This is a genomic window from Streptomyces sp. NBC_00358, assembly GCF_036099295.1.
GTDB lineage: Bacteria > Actinomycetota > Actinomycetes > Streptomycetales > Streptomycetaceae > Streptomyces.
Genome location: NZ_CP107976.1, coordinates 397376 through 415910, shown reverse-complemented (window position 1 = coordinate 415910; position 18535 = coordinate 397376). Strand labels below are relative to the sequence as shown.

Sequence of the window (18535 nt, the reverse complement as noted above, 5' to 3'; positions counted from 1 at the left end):
GACGTAAAGATGTCGAACGACGACAAGCTCCGGGATTACCTCAAGCGCGTGATGGTGGACCTGCGCCAGACCCGCAGGCAGTTGGGTGAGCTGGAGGCGAAGGACACCGAGCCCATCGCCATCGTCGGGATGGCCTGCCGCTACCCGGGCGGCGTCGGCTCGCCCGAGGACCTGTGGCAACTGGTCGCCTCGGGCGGCGACGGCGTGTCCGAGTTCCCCACCGATCGCGGCTGGAACCTGGACACGGTCTACGACCCCGAGCCCGGGCGGACGGGCCGCACATACGTGCGCGAGGGCGGCTTCCTCTACGACGCCGGCGAGTTCGACCCCGCATTCTTCGGGATCTCCCCCCGCGAGGCCCAGGTCATGGACCCGCAGCAGCGGCTGCTCCTGCAGACGTCCTGGGAGGCCCTCGAACGCGCGGGCATCGACCCCGTCACCGCACGCGGCACCCGGGCCGGCGTGTTCGTCGGCACCAACGGCCAGGACCACGCCTACCTCCAGCGGCGGGGCGACAGTGACATCGAGGCCCACCTCGTCACCGCGAACACCGCCGCCGTGGTGTCCGGCCGCATCTCCTACGCCCTCGGCCTCGAAGGCCCGGCGGTCACCGTCGACACGGCCTGCTCGTCCTCGCTGGTGGCGCTCCATCTGGCCGCCCAGGCGCTGCGCCGCGGCGAGTGCTCGCTCGCCCTGGCCGGCGGCGTGACCGTGATGGCCACGCCGAACACCTTCATCGCGTTCAGCGCGCAGCGCGGCCTGTCGCCCGACGGGCGCTGCCGCGCGTTCTCCTCGACGGCCGACGGCACCGGCATGTCCGAAGGCGTCGGCGTGCTCCTGCTGGAGCGGTTGTCCGACGCCCGCCGGCTCGGCCACGACGTGCTGGCCGTCATCCGCGGCAGCGCCGTCAACCAGGACGGCGCGTCCAACGGCCTCACGGCCCCGAACGGCCCGTCGCAAGAGCGCGTGATCCGGCAGGCGCTGGAGAACGCACGCCTGACCGCCTCCCAGATCGACGCGGTCGAGGCGCACGGCACGGCCACCGCTCTCGGCGACCCGATCGAGGCGGAGGCGCTGCTCGCCACGTACGGCCAGGAGCACTCGGGCGACCGGCCGCTGTGGCTGGGATCCATCAAGTCCAACATCGGCCACACGCAGGCCGCCGCCGGTGTCGCCGGTGTGATCAAGATGGTGATGGCCATCCGCAACGGCGTCCTGCCGCGGACGCTGCACGTGGACGAGCCGACCGCTCAGGTCGACTGGTCGTCGGGCGGCGTCAAGCTGCTGACCGAGGCCGTCCAGTGGCCCGAGTCGGACCACCCCCGCCGCGCCGCGGTCTCGTCCTTCGGCGTCAGCGGTACCAACGCGCACACGATCATCGAGCAGGCCCCGGCCCTCGACGAGGAGCCCGCCGCCGGGTCGGCCGGGTCCCCGGCCGACCCGGTGCTGCCGTGGGTGCTCTCGGCGAAGAGCGACGCGGCGCTGCGCGCCCAGGCGGAGCGCCTGCTCTCCTTCCTGGAGGACGGCCGCAGCGGCCCCGGCCGTTCCCCGGCCGACATCGGCTTCTCTCTCGCCACGACGCGCACCGCCTGGGACCGCCGCGCGGCTGTCGTCGGCGAGAGCCTGGACGAACTCACCGAAGGCGTACGGGCACTGGCGTCCGGCACCCCGTCCGCGGCCGTCGTCCACAACGCGACCCGCCACGGCGACAAGACCGGGTTCTTGTTCTCGGGTCAGGGTTCGCAGCGGGTCGGGATGGGGCGGGAGCTGTATGCGTCCTATCCGGTGTTCGCGGCGGCGTACGACGAGGTGTGCGCGCTCCTGGACGCGCCGGTCGATGTCGGTGTCGACGTCGATGCCGACTCGGAGGAGTTGAATCGGACGGGTTCGGCGCAGCCGGCGTTGTTCGCCGTGGAGGTGGCGCTGTTCCGGTTGCTGGAGTCGTGGGGTGTGCGGCCGGATTATGTGGCGGGTCATTCGGTGGGTGAGATCGCGGCTGCGCATGTGGCGGGTGTGTTGTCGCTCGCGGATGCGGCGAGGCTGGTGTCGGCGCGTGCCGCGTTGATGCAGGCGCTGCCCGCGGGTGGGGCGATGGTTGCTGTGCAGGCGACCGAGGACGAGGTGCTGCCGTATGTGACGGACGAGGTCGGGATTGCGGCGGTCAACGGGCCTCAGTCCGTCGTGGTCTCCGGAGCCGAGGACGCGGTCACGGCGATTGCCGAGGTCTTCCGGCAGCAGGGTCGTAGGACGTCCCGCCTGAAGGTCAGTCACGCGTTCCATTCGCCGTTGATGGATCCGATGCTGGAGGAGTTCGCGCAGGTCGTTCGCGGTCTGGCCTTCGAGGAGCCGCGGATTCCCGTCGTTTCGAACCTCACCGGTCGGCTGGCCGAGGCGTACACGCCCGAGTACTGGGTGCGGCACGTCCGTGAGGCGGTGCGCTTCGCGGACGGTGTGCGGACCTTGCACGAGCTGGGTGTGACTACGTTCGTGGAGATCGGCCCCGGCAGCGTCCTCAGCGCCTTGGCGCAGGGCTGTGTGGACGACGTGGTTGCCGTGCCCGTGCTGCGTGGTGACCGTCCCGAGCCGCAGGCCGTCGTCACCGCACTCGCCGAACTGCACGTCAGCGGCGCCGAAGTGGACTGGCAGGCCTTCTTCCCGGGCGCCCGACGCGTCGACCTGCCCACCTACGCCTTCCAGCAGCAGCGCTATTGGCTGGAGGCCCCCGAGGCCGGGACGGCCGCCGTGGACGCGGTCGACGCCGAGTTCTGGGCGAGCGTCGAGCGCGAGGACGCCCAGTCCCTCGCCGCCACGCTGGGGCTGAGCCCCGAAGAACTGGACGTCGTGGTCCCGAAGCTGTCCGCCTGGCGGCGCCGGCGGCGCGAGCAGTCCGCTGTGGACGGCTGGCGCTACCAGTTGGCCTGGCAGCCGCTCAACGGCCTGTCCGCCGGTGACCTCTCCGGCCGCACCTGGTTGTTCGCCGCGCCCGAGGGCGACGAGTGGGCCGGGACGGTCCGAGCCGCCCTCGCCGGACGCGGCGCGCGTCTGGTCCCGCTGACGGTCGGTGCCTTCGCCGACCGTGCGTCCCTGGCCGAGGAGCTGACCCGGGCCGCAGCCGAAGCCGGACCGCTCGACGGCGTCCTGTCGCTGCTCGCGACCGACGAGACCGCCTCGCCCGAGCACCCCGCGCTCTCCCAGGGCCTCGTGCAGACCGTGGCCCTGGCCCAGGCGCTGGGCGACGCGGGCGTCGACGCGCCGCTGTGGTGCGCCACCCGCGGCGCAGCCGCCACCGGCCGCTCCGACGACGCACCGCTCAGCGCGGAGCAGAACCAGGTATGGGGCCTCGGTCGCGCCCTGGCCCTGGAGCACGCCCGGCGCTGGGGCGGCCTGATCGATCTGCCCGCGGCCGTCGACGAGCGCGCGGCAGGCCGCATCGCCGCCGTACTGAGCCAGGGAGCCGGCGCTGCTGATGGCCAGGAGGACGATGGCCAGGAGGACCAGGTCGCCGTCCGCGCCACCGGCGTGTTCACCGCCCGGCTCGCCCATGCCCGAAGCGGCGTCGGCCGGCCGTGGTCGCCGCGTGGCACGGTGCTGATCACCGGTGGCACGGGTGCGTTGGGCGGGCACGTGGCCCGCTGGCTCGCCGGTGCCGGTGCCGAGCACCTGGTGCTCGCCGGCCGCCGCGGCCCCGACGCGCCCGGCGCGACCGCGCTCAAGGCCGAACTGGAGGCGCTGGGCGCGCTTGTCACCCTCGCCGTGTGCGATGTCACCGACCGGGACGCGGTGGCGGCGCTGCTCGCCGAGCACACCTTCACCTCCGTCTTCCACGCCGCGGGCGTCGAACAGTTCGCCCCCTTCGACGAGCTGACGCCGGCCGACTTCGCCCACACGGTGGAGGCGAAGGCCCGCGGTGCCGCGCACCTGGACGAACTGCTCGGCGACCGCGAGCTGGACGCCTTCGTCCTCTTCTCCTCGATCGCCGGCGTGTGGGGCAGCGGACTGCAGACCGCCTACGCGGCCGGTAACGCCTTCCTCGACGGGCTCGCCGCGCGGCGGAGGGCCCGGGGCCTGGCCGCCACCGCGATCGCCTGGGGCCCCTGGGCCGACGGCGGCATGGTCACCGACGCCGACGAGGAGCACCTGCGCCGCCGCGGCGTCGTCACCCTGCCCGCCGCACTCGCCGTGACCGCGGTCCAGCGCGCCCTGGACCGCGACGACACCGCGGTCGTCGTGGCCGACATCGACTGGGAACGGTTCATCGGACCGTTCACCCTCGGCCGCCCGAGCGCCCTGCTGTCCGAGCTGCCCGAAGTGCGCCGCGCCGGCACCGCCGTACCGGCCGACGCAGCCACGGGCGCCGCGCCCCTGGCGGCCCGGCTCGCCGGACTGCCGGAGTCCGTGCGCACGGAGACCCTGATCGACCTGGTCCGCGCGCACGTCGCGGCCGTCCTGGGCCACTCCTCGGCGGTGGAGGTCGAGCCCGATCGGGCCTTCAAGGACCTCGGCTTCGACTCCCTGACCGCCGTCGAACTCCGTAACAAGGTGAACGCGGCGACCGGCCTCGCGCTGCCGCCCACGCTGGTCTTCGACCACCCCAACGCGACGGCGCTCGCCCGCTTCCTGGAGAGCGAGCTGCTCGGATCGACGGTCGCTGGGGAGCAGGAGCGTCACGCGTCCGCCGACGACGAGCCCATCGCCATCGTGGCGATGAGCTGCCACCTGCCCGGCGGCGTCGACTCGCCCGAGGCGCTGTGGGACCTGGTGACGTCCGGCGGCGACGCCATCTCCGCCTTCCCGTCGAACCGCGGCTGGGACGTCGAGGCCCTCTACGACCCCGACCCCGACCGCCTCGGCAAGACGTACGCGCGCGACGGCGGATTCCTCTACGGTGCCACCGACTTCGACGCCGGCTTCTTCGGGATCTCGCCGCGTGAGGCCCTGGCGATGGACCCGCAACAGCGACTGCTGCTGGAGACCTCGTGGGAGGCCTTCGAGCGGGCCGGGATCGCCCCCGCGCAACTGCGCGGCAGCCGGACCGGGGTCTTCGTCGGCATGGCCTACCAGGGGTACGGAGCCGATGTGCGCCGCACGCCGGAAGGCGTCGAAGGACACCGGCTCGTCGGCGGCGCGTCCAGCGTCGTCTCGGGCCGGGTGGCCTACACCTTCGGACTCGAAGGGCCCGCCGTCACGATCGACACGGCGTGCTCGTCGTCCCTGGTCGCCCTGCACCTGGCGATGCAGTCGCTGCGGAGCGGCGAGAGCACGATGGCGCTGGCCGGCGGCGTCACCGTCATGGCCGGTCCGAGTGTTTTCGTGGAGTTCAGTCGTCAGCGCGGTCTGTCGCCCGATGGCCGTTGCAGGGCGTTCGGTGCCGGTGCTGACGGCACGGGCTGGGCGGAGGGCGTGGGCGTGGTGCTCGTGGAGCGTCTGTCCGACGCCGTGCGCAACGGTCACGAGGTCCTGGCGGTGGTTCGGGGCAGTGCCGTGAACCAGGACGGGGCGTCCAACGGGCTGACCGCGCCGAACGGTCCGGCGCAGCAGCGGGTCATCCGGCAGGCCCTGGCCTCCGCCGGGCTCGCTCCGGGCGATGTGGATGTCGTCGAGGCGCACGGTACGGGCACGAGGCTGGGTGACCCGATCGAGGCGCAGGCGCTCCTTGCGACCTATGGCCAGGAGCGTGAACGACCGCTCCTGCTCGGCTCGTTGAAGTCCAACATCGGTCACACCCAGGCGGCGGCGGGTGTCGCCGGTGTGATCAAGATGGTGATGGCGATGCGCCACGGTGTCCTTCCGCGGACCCTGCACGCTGATGAGCCGACGCCGCACGTGGACTGGTCGGCGGGCGCGGTCCGGCTGTTGACCGAGGCCGTCGACTGGCCCGAGTCGGACCGCCCGCGCCGTGCCGCGATCTCGTCCTTCGGCGTCAGCGGCACCAACGCCCACACCATCATCGAACAGGCTCCAGCCACAGCGGAGTTGCCTCACACGCCCGATTCCGGCGCCCTCGTGCCGTGGGTGCTGTCGGGCAAGGGCGAGCCGGCGCTGCGTGCCCAGGCGGCCCGGCTGGCCGGCCACCTCGACGCGAACGACGGCTGGACGGCTTCCGACATCGGCCTCTCCCTGGCTTCCCGCGAGACGTTCGAGGACCGCGCGGTGGTCCTGGCAGAGGGCCCGGACAAGCTCCGGCAAGCCCTCACCGCCCTCGCCACCGGCCAACCGGCGGCGAACGTGACGCTGGGACGAACCCGCCCCGAGGACAAGGTCGGTTTCCTGTTCTCGGGTCAGGGTTCGCAGCGGATCGGTATGGGGCGTGAGTTGTATGCGGCGTTCCCTGTGTTTGCCGATGCGTATGACGAGGTGTGTGCGCGTCTGGACGCGCCGGTCGATGTCGATGCCGAGAGCCTGCATCAGACCGTGTGCGCCCAGCCTGCGCTCTTCGCGGTGGAGGTGGCGCTGTTTCGTCTCCTCGAATCGTGGGGCGTACGGCCGGACTACGTGGCCGGTCATTCGGTCGGTGAGATCGCTGCCGCGCATGTGGCCGGGGTGCTGTCGCTGGACGACGCCGTGCGACTGGTGTCGGCGCGTGCCGCGTTGATGCAGGCGTTACCCGTCGGCGGCGCGATGGTGGCGGTGCAGGCGACCGAGGACGAGGTGCTGCCGCATCTGACCGACGAGGTCGGGATCGCGGCGGTCAACGGGCCTCGGTCGGTCGTGGTCTCCGGTGCCGAGGACGCCGTGCTGGAGATCGCTGAGGTCTTCGTCCAACAGGGTCGCAAAACCTCGCGGTTGAAGGTCAGTCACGCGTTCCATTCGCCGTTGATGGACCCGATGCTGGAGGAGTTCGCGGAGGTCGTCAGCGGTCTGACGTTCAGTCAGCCGAGGATTCCGGTGGTCTCCAACCTCACGGGTCGGCTCGTCGAGGCCTACACCCCTGAATATTGGGTGCGGCACGTGGGTGAGGCGGTCCGCTTCGCCGATGGCGTCGGGACCCTGCACGGCCTGGGCGTGACCACGTTCGTCGAGATCGGCCCCGGCGGAGTCCTCAGCGCCCTCGCACAGGCCTGCGCGGACGACGTCGTCACCGTCCCCGTACTCCGAGCCGACCGCTCCGAGCGGCAGGCCCTCCTCACCGCGCTCGCCGAACTGCACGTGCACGGCGCCTCCTTGGACTGGCAGGCCCTCTTCCCCGGCGCTCATCGCGTCACCCTGCCCACCTACGCCTTCCAGCGCGAGCGCTTCTGGCTGGACGGGGACGGGGACGAGGATCTGGCCGCGGCCACCCCGGCCGACGCGGCGGACTCCGGCTTCTGGGACAGCGTGGAGCGCGAGGACGCGGAATCCCTCGCCGCGACCCTGGGCGTCGCCGCGGACGCCTCGCTGAGCGCGCTGCTGCCCCGGCTGTCCGCGTGGCGCCGTCAGCGCCGCGAGCAGTCCGTGGTCGACGGCTGGCGCTACCGCGTCACCTGGAAGCCGCTCGGCGCGCTCCCTCGGCCCGGCGCGTCCGGGACCTGGCTGCTCGTCGTGGCCGGGGAGAGCGAGTGGACCGCCTCGGTCCGCACCGCGCTCGGCGAGCACGGTCTGGAACTGATGACGCTCGTCGCCGGGCCCGGCACCGACCGCGGGGCGCTGGCCCGCGAGCTGGCCGGCGTCGGCCCGGTGACCGGCGTGCTGTCCCTGCTCGCCGAGGACGAGAGCGCCTCGGCCGGCCACCCCGGCCTGTCGCACGGCCTCGCCGCGACCCTCCGCCTGGTGCAGGCGCTCGGCGACGCGGGCGTCGACGTCCCGCTGTGGTGCGCCACGCGCGGTGCGGTGGCCACCGGCCGCTCCGACCGCGTGGACCGCCCACTGCAGTCGCAGGTGTGGGGCTTCGGCCGGGCGGTGGCGCTGGAACACCCGAAGCGCTGGGGCGGACTGCTCGACCTGCCCGATCTGCTGGACGCCCGCACCGCGGCCCGCGTGGCCGCCGTCCTCGGCCAGACGGCCGAGGACCAGGTGGCGGTCCGCGCCTCGGGCGTCTTCGGGCGACGGTTGGTCCGAGCCTCCCGAGCCACCGGCCCCGCCCAGAAGTGGTCGCCGCGCGGCACGGTGCTGATCACCGGTGGTACGGGTGCGTTGGGCGGGCACGTGGCCCGCTGGCTCGCGGGTGCCGGTGCCGAGCACCTGGTGCTCGCCGGCCGCCGCGGCCCCGACGCCCCCGGCGCCGCGGAGCTCGTCGCGGAGCTGGAGGAGCTCGGCGCGGCCGCGACCGTCGTGGCCTGTGACGCGGCCGACCGTGACGCCCTGCGGGCTCTGCTGGCCGAACACCCCGTCAACGCCGTCGTCCACGCCGCAGGCGTCGGCGAGCACGTCATGATCGAGGACTCCGACCCGGCCGGGTTCGCCGGCACGGTGGCGGCCAAGGCCGCGGGTGCCATGCACCTGGACGAACTGCTGGCCGGTCAGGAGCTCGACGCGTTCGTCATGTTCTCCTCGGGCGCCGGCATCTGGGGCGGCGCCGGCCAGGGCGCCTACGCGGCGGCCAACGCCTACCTGGACGCCCTCGCCGAGCACCGGCGGGCACACGGGCGCACCGCGCTCGCCGTCTCCTGGGGCGGCTGGACCGATGGCGGCATGGCCGCCATCGGCGACGGGGAGGAGATGCTGCGCCGCCGCGGCCTGCCGCCCATGCAGCCCGCCCTCGCGGTCTCCGCGCTCCAGCAGGCGCTGGCCGACGACGAGACCGCCCTCACCGTCGCGGACTTCGAGTGGGAGCGGTTTATCGGCCCGTTCACCGTCATCCGCCCCAGCGCCCTGTTCTCCGACGTGCCCGAAGCGCGCCGCGCCCTGGAGGCGCCGGCCTCCGGCGGCGCCGAAGCAGGCAACGCGCTCGCCGCGAAGCTGACCGGGCTGTCGGCGGGCGAGCAGGACCGTACGCTGGTGGACCTCGTCCGCACACACGCGGCCGCCGTGCTCGGCCACGGCGGCGCCGCGGCGGTGGAGCCCGGCCGGGCGTTCAACGACCTCGGCTTCGACTCGCTCACCGCCGTCGAACTGCGCAACAAGCTTGCGGCGGACACCGGCCTGAAGCTGCCCACCACGCTGGTCTTCGACTACCCGAACGCCACGGCCCTGGCCCGGTTCCTTCACGCCGAACTGCTCGGTTCGCGGGGCGCCGTGCCGCAGGAGCAGCGCACGGCCGCCGTCGGCGACGAACCCGTCGCGATCGTGGCCATGAGCTGCCGCCTTCCCGGTGGCGTCGGCTCGCCCGAGGACCTGTGGCAGCTCGTGACGTCCGGCGGCGACGCGATCTCCGGCTTCCCCACCGACCGCGGCTGGGACGTCGAGGACCTCTACGACCCCGACCCGGGCACCCCCGGCAAGACCTACGCGCGTGACGGCGGGTTCCTCTACGACGCCGGTGACTTCGACGCCGCGCTGTTCGGGATCTCGCCGCGCGAGGCGCTCGCGATGGACCCCCAGCAGCGACTGCTGCTGGAGGCCTCGTGGGAGGCGTTCGAGCGGGCCGGCATCGACCCGGCCTCCCTGAAGGGCAGCCGCACCGGCGTGTTCGTCGGCATGTCCTACCAGGGCTACGGCACGGGCCTTCAGCAGGTCCCGGAAGGCGTCGAGGGCCACCTGCTCACCGGCAGCGCCGCGAGCGTCGTCTCCGGGCGCGTGGCCTACTCGTTCGGGCTGGAGGGCCCGGCGGTCACCGTCGACACGGCGTGCTCGTCGTCCTTGGTAGCCCTGCACCTGGCGATGCAGTCGCTGCGGAGCGGCGAGAGCACGATGGCCGTCGCGGGCGGGGTGAACGTCATGGCCGTACCGGCCGCGTTCGTGGAGTTCAGCCGTCAGCGCGGGTTGTCGCCCGATGGCCGTTGCAGGGCGTTCGGTGCCGGTGCTGACGGCACGGGCTGGGCGGAGGGCGTGGGCGTCGTGCTCGTGGAGCGTCTGTCCGACGCCGTGCGCAACGGTCACGAGGTCCTGGCGGTGGTACGGGGCAGTGCCGTGAACCAGGACGGGGCGTCCAACGGGCTGACCGCGCCGAACGGTCCGGCGCAGCAGCGGGTCATCCGGCAGGCCCTGGCCTCCGCCGGGCTCACCGAGGCCGACGTCGACGCGGTGGAGGCGCACGGTACGGGCACCGCTCTGGGTGACCCGATCGAGGCGCAGGCGCTCCTCGCCACGTACGGCCAGGACCGCCCGGAGGACCGGCCTCTGTGGCTCGGTTCGTTGAAGTCCAACATCGGTCACGCGCAGGCGGCGTCCGGCGTGGCCGGTGTGATCAAGATGGTGATGGCGATGCGCCACGGTGTCCTGCCGCGGACCCTGCACGCCGATGAGCCGACGCCGCACGTGGACTGGTCGGCCGGTGATGTCCGGTTGCTGACCGAGGCCGTGGAGTGGCCGGAGACCGATCACCCGCGCCGGGCCGCGATCTCGTCCTTCGGTGTCAGCGGCACCAACGCCCACACCATCATCGAACAGGCCCCGCCGGCCGAACCGGCCGCCGTCGCACCGGTCGAGGTCTCCTCGGCAACCGTGCCGTGGGTCCTGTCCGGCAAGTCCGAGGCCGCGCTGCGCGCCCAGGCCGAGAGCCTGCTGTCCCTCACCGCCGACGGCACCGAACCGTCCCTCACCGACGTCGGCTTCTCGCTGGCCACCACCCGGACCGCCCTGGAGCACCGCGCCGCCGTGGTCGGCGCCGACCACGGCCGGATCGTCGAGGGCCTACGAGCCCTGTCCGCGGGGGCGCCCGCTCCCGGCGTCGCCCTCGGCCGTGCCGACGCCGGTCAGGTCGGGTTCCTGTTCTCCGGGCAGGGCTCGCAGCGCATCGGCATGGGGCGGGAACTGTACGAGGCGTTCCCGGTCTTCGCGGAGGCGTACGACGAGGTGTGCGCTCACCTCGACCGGCACCTCGACCGGCCGCTGCGGGACGTGGCCTTCGGCGAGAACGGTCACGAGGACGGCGAGGAGCTGAACCGCACCGTCTTCACCCAGCCCGCGCTGTTCGCGCACGAGGTCGCCGTGCACCGCCTGCTCGAATCGTGGGGTGTGCGGCCGGACTTCCTGGCCGGGCACTCCGTGGGCGAGATCGCGGCCGCGCACGTGGCCGGTGCCCTGTCGCTGGAGGACGCGGCCGCACTGGTGACGGCTCGTGCCGCGCTGATGCAGGCGCTGCCCGCCGGCGGGGCGATGATCGCCGTCCAGGCCACTGAGGACGAGGTGCTGTTGCACCTCACCGACGATGTCGGCATCGCGGCGGTCAATGGCCCGCAGTCCGTCGTGGTCTCCGGAGCCGAGGACGCCGTGGCCGCCGTCGCGGACCACTTCGCCCGGGAGGGCCGCAAGACCTCCCGGCTCACCGTGAGCCACGCGTTCCACTCGCCGCTGATGGACCCCGTGCTGGCGGACTTCGCCCGCGTCGTCGGCGGTCTGCGCTTCGAGACACCCCGGACACCGGTCGTCTCGAACCTCACCGGTGAGCTCGTCGACGCGTACACGGCGGACTACTGGGTCCGGCACGTCCGCGAGGCCGTGCGCTTCGCCGACGGCATCCGGACCCTGGCCGAGCTGGGCGTGACCACGTTCGTGGAGACCGGCCCCGGTGCGGTGCTGAGCGCCATGGCCCAGGGCTGCCTGGACGGCGCGGTCACCGTTCCCTCCGCACGGTCCGGCAGCCCCGAGTCCGAGGCGATCACCGGCGCCCTCGCGCAACTCCATGTGCACGGCGTCCCCGTCGACTGGCAGGCGTTCTTCGCCGGCCGCGGCGCCCGGCGCGCCGACCTGCCCACCTACGCCTTCCAGCACCGGCGGTACTGGCTGGAGACCACCGCGCCCACGGCCGCCGCCGTCGCGGGGACCGACGCCGTGGAGGCCGGGTTCTGGGCGACGGTGGAGCGCGAGGACGCCCAGTCCCTCGCCGCCACCCTCGACCTGCCCGCCGAGCAACTGGACGCGGTGCTGCCCCGGCTGTCCGCGTGGCGCCGACAGCAGCGCCGGGAGTCCGTCGTGGAAGGCTGGTCCTACCGCACGGGCTGGAAACCGCTCAGCGGCTTCCGGGCGCACGAACTGCCGGGCGACTGGCTGTTCCTGGTCACCGAGGACACCGAGGACACCGAGGACGAGGCTGTCGAGTGGACCGCCGCCGTCGCCGACGGGCTCGCCGCCCGCGGGGCCCGGCTGGTCCGGGTGGAGGTCGACCCGGCCGCCGACCGCGGCGCACTGCTGCGGCAGCTCGGCGAGGCAGTGCGCGAGACCACGTTCGACGGTGTGATCTCCCTGCTCGGAACCGACGAGCGTCCCCACACCGGACACACGGCTCTCTCCGTCGGCACCGCGCTGTCCCTCGCGCTCGTCCAGGCCCTGGGCGACGCGGGCATCGACGCCCCGCTGTGGGTGCTCACGAGGTCCGCCATGTCCACCGGCCGTGCGGACACGGTGCCGAGCGCCGCTCAGAACGCCGTCTGGGGCCTCGGCCGGGTCGCCGCGCTGGAGCACGCGCAGCGCTGGGGCGGTCTGATCGACCTCCCGGACATGGTCGACGGCCGGGTCGCCGACCGCCTCGCCGCGGTGCTCGGCCGGTCGGCCGAGGACCAGATCGCGATCCGCGCCCGCGGCGTGTTCGGCCGCCGGCTGTCCCGCACCGCCGCCCGCAGGAACACCCGGGCCGGGCAGCGGTGGTCGCCGCGCGGCACGGTGCTGATCACCGGTGGTACGGGTGCGTTGGGCGGGCACGTGGCCCGCTGGCTCGCCGGTGCCGGTGCCGAACACCTCCTGCTCACGAGCCGCCGAGGCCCCGACGCGCCGGGCGCGGCCGGTCTCCTCGCAGAGCTGGAGGCGACCGGTGTCCGTGTCACCGTCGCCGCGTGCGACGTGGCCGACCGTGAGGCGCTGGCCGCGCTGCTCGCCGAGCACCCGGTGGACGCCGTCGTCCACACGGCGGGCGCGGACCACTTGGAGCCGCTGGAGGCCATGACACCGGGCTCCTTCGCCGACGTGCTGTCCGCCAAGGCAGCCGGCGCCCTGCACCTCGACGCGCTCCTCGCCGACCGGGAACTCGACGCCTTCGTCCTCTTCTCGTCCATCGCCGGCGTGTGGGGCAGCGGCCACCAAGCCGCCTACGCGGCGGCCAACGCCATGCTCGACGGACTCGCCGAACGCCGCCGCGCCCAAGGCCTGCCGGCGACCTCCGTGGCCTGGGGCCCGTGGGCCGGCGGCGGCATGGCCGAGGCCGACGGCGCGGACGAACGACTGCGCCGCCGCGGCCTGATTCCGATGCCCGCCACGCTCGCCCTGGCCGGCCTCCGGCAGGCGCTGGACTCCGGCGAGGCGACCGCCATAGTGGCCGACGTCGACTGGGAGCGGTTCCTGCCCCCGTTCGCCATGGGCCGCCCGAGCGCCCTGCTCGGCGATCTCCCGGAGGCCGAGCGGATCCTCACCGCGGGCAGCACCGCCGGTGGGCCCGGCACGGCCGCCGCCTCCGCCTTGGCCGACCGCCTCACCGGGATGCCCGAGACCGAGCAGTACGCGCTGCTGGTCGACCTCGTCCGCACCCATGCGGCGGCCGTCCTCGGCCACAACAGCGTCGGCGAGGTCGAGGCCGACCGGGCCTTCAAGGACCTGGGCTTCGACTCTCTCACCGCCGTCGAACTGCGCAACAAACTCAACGTCGAGACCGGCCTCGCACTGCCGCCCACGCTGGTCTTCGACCACCCCAACGCCCAGGCAATCGCCCGGCAGTTGCGCACCGAGCTCACCGGCCTCGCCATCGCGGCCGCGCCGGAAGCCGCCGCCGCGCCCGCCGAGGACGACGACCCCATCGCGATCGTGGGTATGGCGTGCCGGTATCCGGGCGGGGTGCGTTCGCCGGAGGACCTGTGGCAGTTGGTGGTGTCCGGTGGCGACGCGGTCGGCGATTTTCCGGCGGACCGGGGCTGGGACGTGGAGGGCATCTACGATCCGGACCCGGATGTGTCCGGCAAGACGTACGCGCGCCGTGGTGGATTCCTGTACGAGGCGGGGGAGTTCGATCCGGGGTTCTTCGGGATCAGTCCGCGTGAGGCCGTGGCGATGGATCCGCAGCAGCGGCTGCTGCTGGAGACCTCGTGGGAGACGTTCGAGCGGGCGGGCATCGACGCGGAGTCGGTGCGCGGCAGCCGTACCGGAGTCTTCGTCGGCTCCGGCTACCAGGACTACGCCGCCCACGCCTTCAACGCGATCGACGATTCCGAGGGCTTCTTCGGTACGGGCAACTCGGCGAGCATCATGTCCGGCCGTATCGCCTACACCTTCGGTCTGGAGGGCCCGGCGGTCACCGTCGACACGGCGTGTTCGTCGTCGCTGGTGGCGCTGCACTGGGCGGCCCAGGCCCTCCGTAACGGCGAGTGCACGATGGCGCTCGCCGGGGGCGTGATGGTCATGTCCACCCCGCGTGCCTTCGTGGAGTTCAGCCGGCAGCGCGGGTTGTCGCCCGACGGACGGTGCAAGGCGTTCGGTGCCGGGGCGGACGGCACGGGCTGGGCCGAGGGCGTCGGCATGCTCCTGGTGGAGCGGCTGTCCGACGCGGAGCGCAACGGCCACCAGGTGCTGGCCGTCGTGCGGGGGAGTGCGGTGAACCAGGACGGCGCGTCCAATGGCCTGACCGCGCCCAACGGCCCCGCCCAGCAGCGGGTCATCCGGCAGGCGCTCACCTCCGCGGGCCTCACCACCGCCGACGTCGACGCGGTGGAGGCGCACGGCACGGGCACGAGGCTGGGTGACCCGATCGAGGCACAGGCGCTGCTTGCGACCTATGGGCAAGAGCGTGAACGGCCTTTGTGGCTGGGCTCGTTGAAGTCCAACATCGGTCACGCACAGGCCGCGGCGGGCGTCGGCGGCATCATCAAGATGGTCATGGCGATGCGCCACGGCATCCTGCCGCGGACCCTGCACGCCGATGAGCCGACGCCGCACGTGGACTGGTCGGCGGGTGATGTCCGGCTGTTGACCGAGGCCGTCGACTGGCCCGAGTCGGACCGCCCGCGGCGTGCCGCGATCTCGTCCTTCGGCGTCAGCGGCACCAACGCCCACACCATCATCGAACAGGCCCCGCCGGCCCCGGTCGAAGAGGCCACAGCCGTTCCGGCCCCGGCGCTCCTGCCGTGGGTCCTCTCCGCCAAGACCCGCGATGCTCTGCGCGACCAGGCACGACGGCTGCTGGACTTCGTGGAGGACGGCACGTCACCGGCCGATGTCGGCTTCTCGCTGGCCACCACCCGGAGCACCCTGCGCCACAGGGCGGCCGTCATCGGCGAGAGCTTTGACGACTTCCGCCGCGGACTGGAACGCCTGGCAGCCGGAACGCCGTCGCCCGGAGTCGTCCAGGGGCGGCCGGGAGGCAAGGTCGGTTTCCTGTTCTCGGGTCAGGGTTCGCAGCGGATCGGTATGGGGCGTGAGTTGTATGCGGCGTTCCCTGTGTTCGCCGATGCGTATGACGAGGTGTGTGCGCGTCTGGACGCGCCGGTCGATGTCGATGCCGAGACTCTGCATCAGACCGGGTGTGCCCAGCCCGCGCTCTTCGCGGTCGAGGTGGCGCTGTTCCGTCTCCTCGAATCGTGGGGCGTACGGCCGGACTACGTGGCTGGTCATTCGGTCGGTGAGATCGCTGCCGCGCATGTGGCCGGGGTGCTGTCGTTGGACGATGCCGTGCGACTGGTGTCGGCGCGTGCCGCGTTGATGCAGGCGTTACCCGCGGGTGGCGCCATGGTGGCGGTGCAGGCGACCGAGGACGAGGTGCTGCCGTATCTGACCGACGAGGTCGGGATCGCGGCGGTCAACGGGCCTCGGTCGGTGGTGGTCTCCGGTGCCGAGGGCGCCGTGCTGGGGATCGCTGAGGTCTTCGTCCAACAGGGCCGCAAAACCTCGCGGTTGAAGGTCAGTCACGCGTTCCATTCGCCGTTGATGGACCCGATGCTGGAGGAGTTCGCGGAGGTCGTCAGCGGTCTGACGTTCAGTCAGCCGAGGATTCCGGTGGTCTCCAACCTCACGGGTCGGCTCGTCGAGGCCTACACCCCTGAATATTGGGTGCGGCACGTGGGTGAGGCGGTCCGCTTCGCCGATGGCGTCGGGACCCTGCACGGCCTGGGCGTGACCACGTTCGTCGAGATCGGCCCCGGCGGAGTCCTCAGCGCCCTCGCACAGGCCTGCGCGGACGACATCGTCACCGTCCCCGTACTCCGAGCCGGCCGCCCCGAGCAGCAGGCCCTCCTCACCGCGCTCGCCGAACTGCACGTGCACGGAGCCTCCTTGGACTGGAGCTCGTTCTTCGCCGGTGCGCGGAAGACCGACCTGCCCACCTACGTTTTCCAGCACGAGCGGTACTGGGTCGACGCCCCGGAAACCGCTGCCGCCGCTGCGGTCGCGGCGGATCCGGGGGACACGGAGTTCTGGGAGAGCGTCGAGCGCGAGGACCTGCAGTCCCTCGCCGAGACGCTCGACATCGGGGCAGGGGAGGCGTTCAGCGACGTACTGCCGAGGCTGTCGTCGTGGCGGCGGCAGCGCAAGGAGCAGTCCGTCGTGGACGGCTGGCGCTACGGCGTCACCTGGAAAGCGATACCCGACCCCTCCCCGGAGAGCCCTGCCCGGAACGGTATATGGCTGGTTCCGGTCAGCGCCGCGCAACTGGGCGACGACTGGGTCACCGCCTGCCTCCGCGGGCTGACCGCGCGGGGCCTGGCCCCGCTGCCGGTCCCGGTCGAGCCGGACACCGGCCGTGAGGACCTGACCGCGCAGCTCGCCCGAGCGGCCGGTGACGAGACCGTGGCGGGCGTCCTGTCGCTGCTCGCCGTCGACGGCGGGGCCGCACCGGAGGCCGCCGCGTTGCCCGTCGGCGTCACGCTGTCCGTCCTGCTCGTCCAGGCCCTGGGCGACACGGGCATCGGCGCCCCGCTGTGGTACGCGACCCGGAACGCGGTGGGCGTGAGCCCCGCCGACGAGGTGGCGGACCCGTACCAGTCCCAGGTCTGGGGTCTGGGCCGGGTGGCGGCGCTGGAGCACGCGCAGCGCTGGGGCGGTCTCGTCGACCTTCCCGGCACCGTCGACGACCGGGTCGTCGGCCACCTCGTCGCGGTGCTCGGCCAGTCGGCCGAGGACCAGGTCGCGATCCGCGACCGCGGGGTGTTCGCGCGGCGCCTGTCCCGTCTGCCCGCAGCCGGGAGCGACCGTTCCTGGTCGCCGCGCGGCACGGTGCTGATCACCGGTGGTACGGGTGCGTTGGGCGGGCACGTGGCCCGCTGGCTCGCCGGTGCCGGTGCCGAGCACCTGGTGCTCGCCGGCCGCCGAGGCCCCGACGCCCCCGGCGCCGCCGGCCTCAAGGCCGAGCTGGAGGAGGCGGGAGTGCGCGTGACCGTCGCCGCCTGTGACGTGGCCGACCGTGAGGCGCTGGCGGCGCTGCTCGCCGAGCACCCGGTGGACGCCGTCGTCCACACGGCCGGCACCGCCGAGGCGGGCATGCTCGCCGAGACGAACCTGGGCGACTTCGCGGCGACGGTCGCCGCGAAGGCCCTCGGGGCCGTGCACCTCCACGAACTGCTCGGTGATCAGGAACTGGACGCCTTCGTCCTCTTCTCCTCCGTCTCCGGCGTGTGGGGAGGCGGCGGGCAGGCCGCGTACTCCGCCGCGAACGCCTTCCTCGACGGCCTGGCGCAGCACCGGCGGGCCAGGGGCCTCGCCGCGACCGCGATCGCCTGGGGGCCGTGGGGCGAGGGCGGCATGGTCGCCGACACCGGGGACGAGGAGCGGCTGCGGCAGCGCGGTCTGACCGTGCTGCGGCCGGACCGGGCGATCTCCGCGCTGCACGGTGCGCTGAGCGGCGGGGACGACACGGTCACCGTGGCCGACGTGGACTGGGAGCGGTTCGTCGTCCCGTTCACCGTCAGCAGGCCGAGCGCGCTGCTGAGCGACCTGCCCGAGGTCAGGGACGCCCTCGCGGAGGAGCTTGCCGAGCAGGCCGCGGAGCCGTCCGCGCTCACCGCGAAACTGTCCACGCTGTCCGAGGACGAACAGCAACGCCTGCTCGTGGACACGGTGTGCGCGCACGCGGCGGCCGTACTCGGCCACAGCGGCTCCGCGGTGGTGGAACCGGACCTGGCGTTCCGGGACCTCGGCTTCGACTCCCTGACCGCGGTGGAGCTGCGCAACCTGCTCACCGCCGACACCGGCCTGACCCTGCCCGCGACGCTGGTCTTCGACCACCCGACGCCCGAGGCGATCGCCCGCCACCTGCGGAGCGAACTCGCCGGCGAGCCGGGCCCGGAGGAGGCGTCGGTCTTCAGCGAACTCGACCGGCTGGAGTCGGTGATCTCGACGGCCGCCTCGGCCGAGGAGACGGTCCGGTCGGGGGTGCGGAGGCGGCTCCAGGAACTGCTGTCCCTGGTGAATTCCGCCGGGGAGCAAGGCGCGGAATCAGCCGATGCGCAGCGACAACTCCAGGACGCGACGATCGACGACATCTTCGATCTGATCGATCAAGATCTAGAAAATTCCTAGTTCTTGGCGCCCTACCTTTAACGACAGCCGA

At 73.1% G+C, this 18535-nt stretch carries 1 protein-coding gene; it reads left to right on the top strand.

The window, feature by feature from the left end; translation table 11 throughout:
* Nucleotides 1-9 precede the first annotated feature (9 nt).
* The gene (locus OHT01_RS01755) at nucleotides 10-18504 is read left to right on the top strand and encodes a type I polyketide synthase (RefSeq protein ID WP_328551292.1); all 18495 of its coding nucleotides are present in this window, start codon (nucleotides 10-12) and stop codon (nucleotides 18502-18504) included.
* Nucleotides 18505-18535: the final 31 nt, after the last annotated feature.

What these genes read in the sequence shown, in the direction of transcription:
- OHT01_RS01755 (WP_328551292.1), top strand. Translation starts at nt 10, where the DNA reads ATGTCGAACGACGACAAGCTCCGGGATTACCTCAAGCGCGTGATGGTG.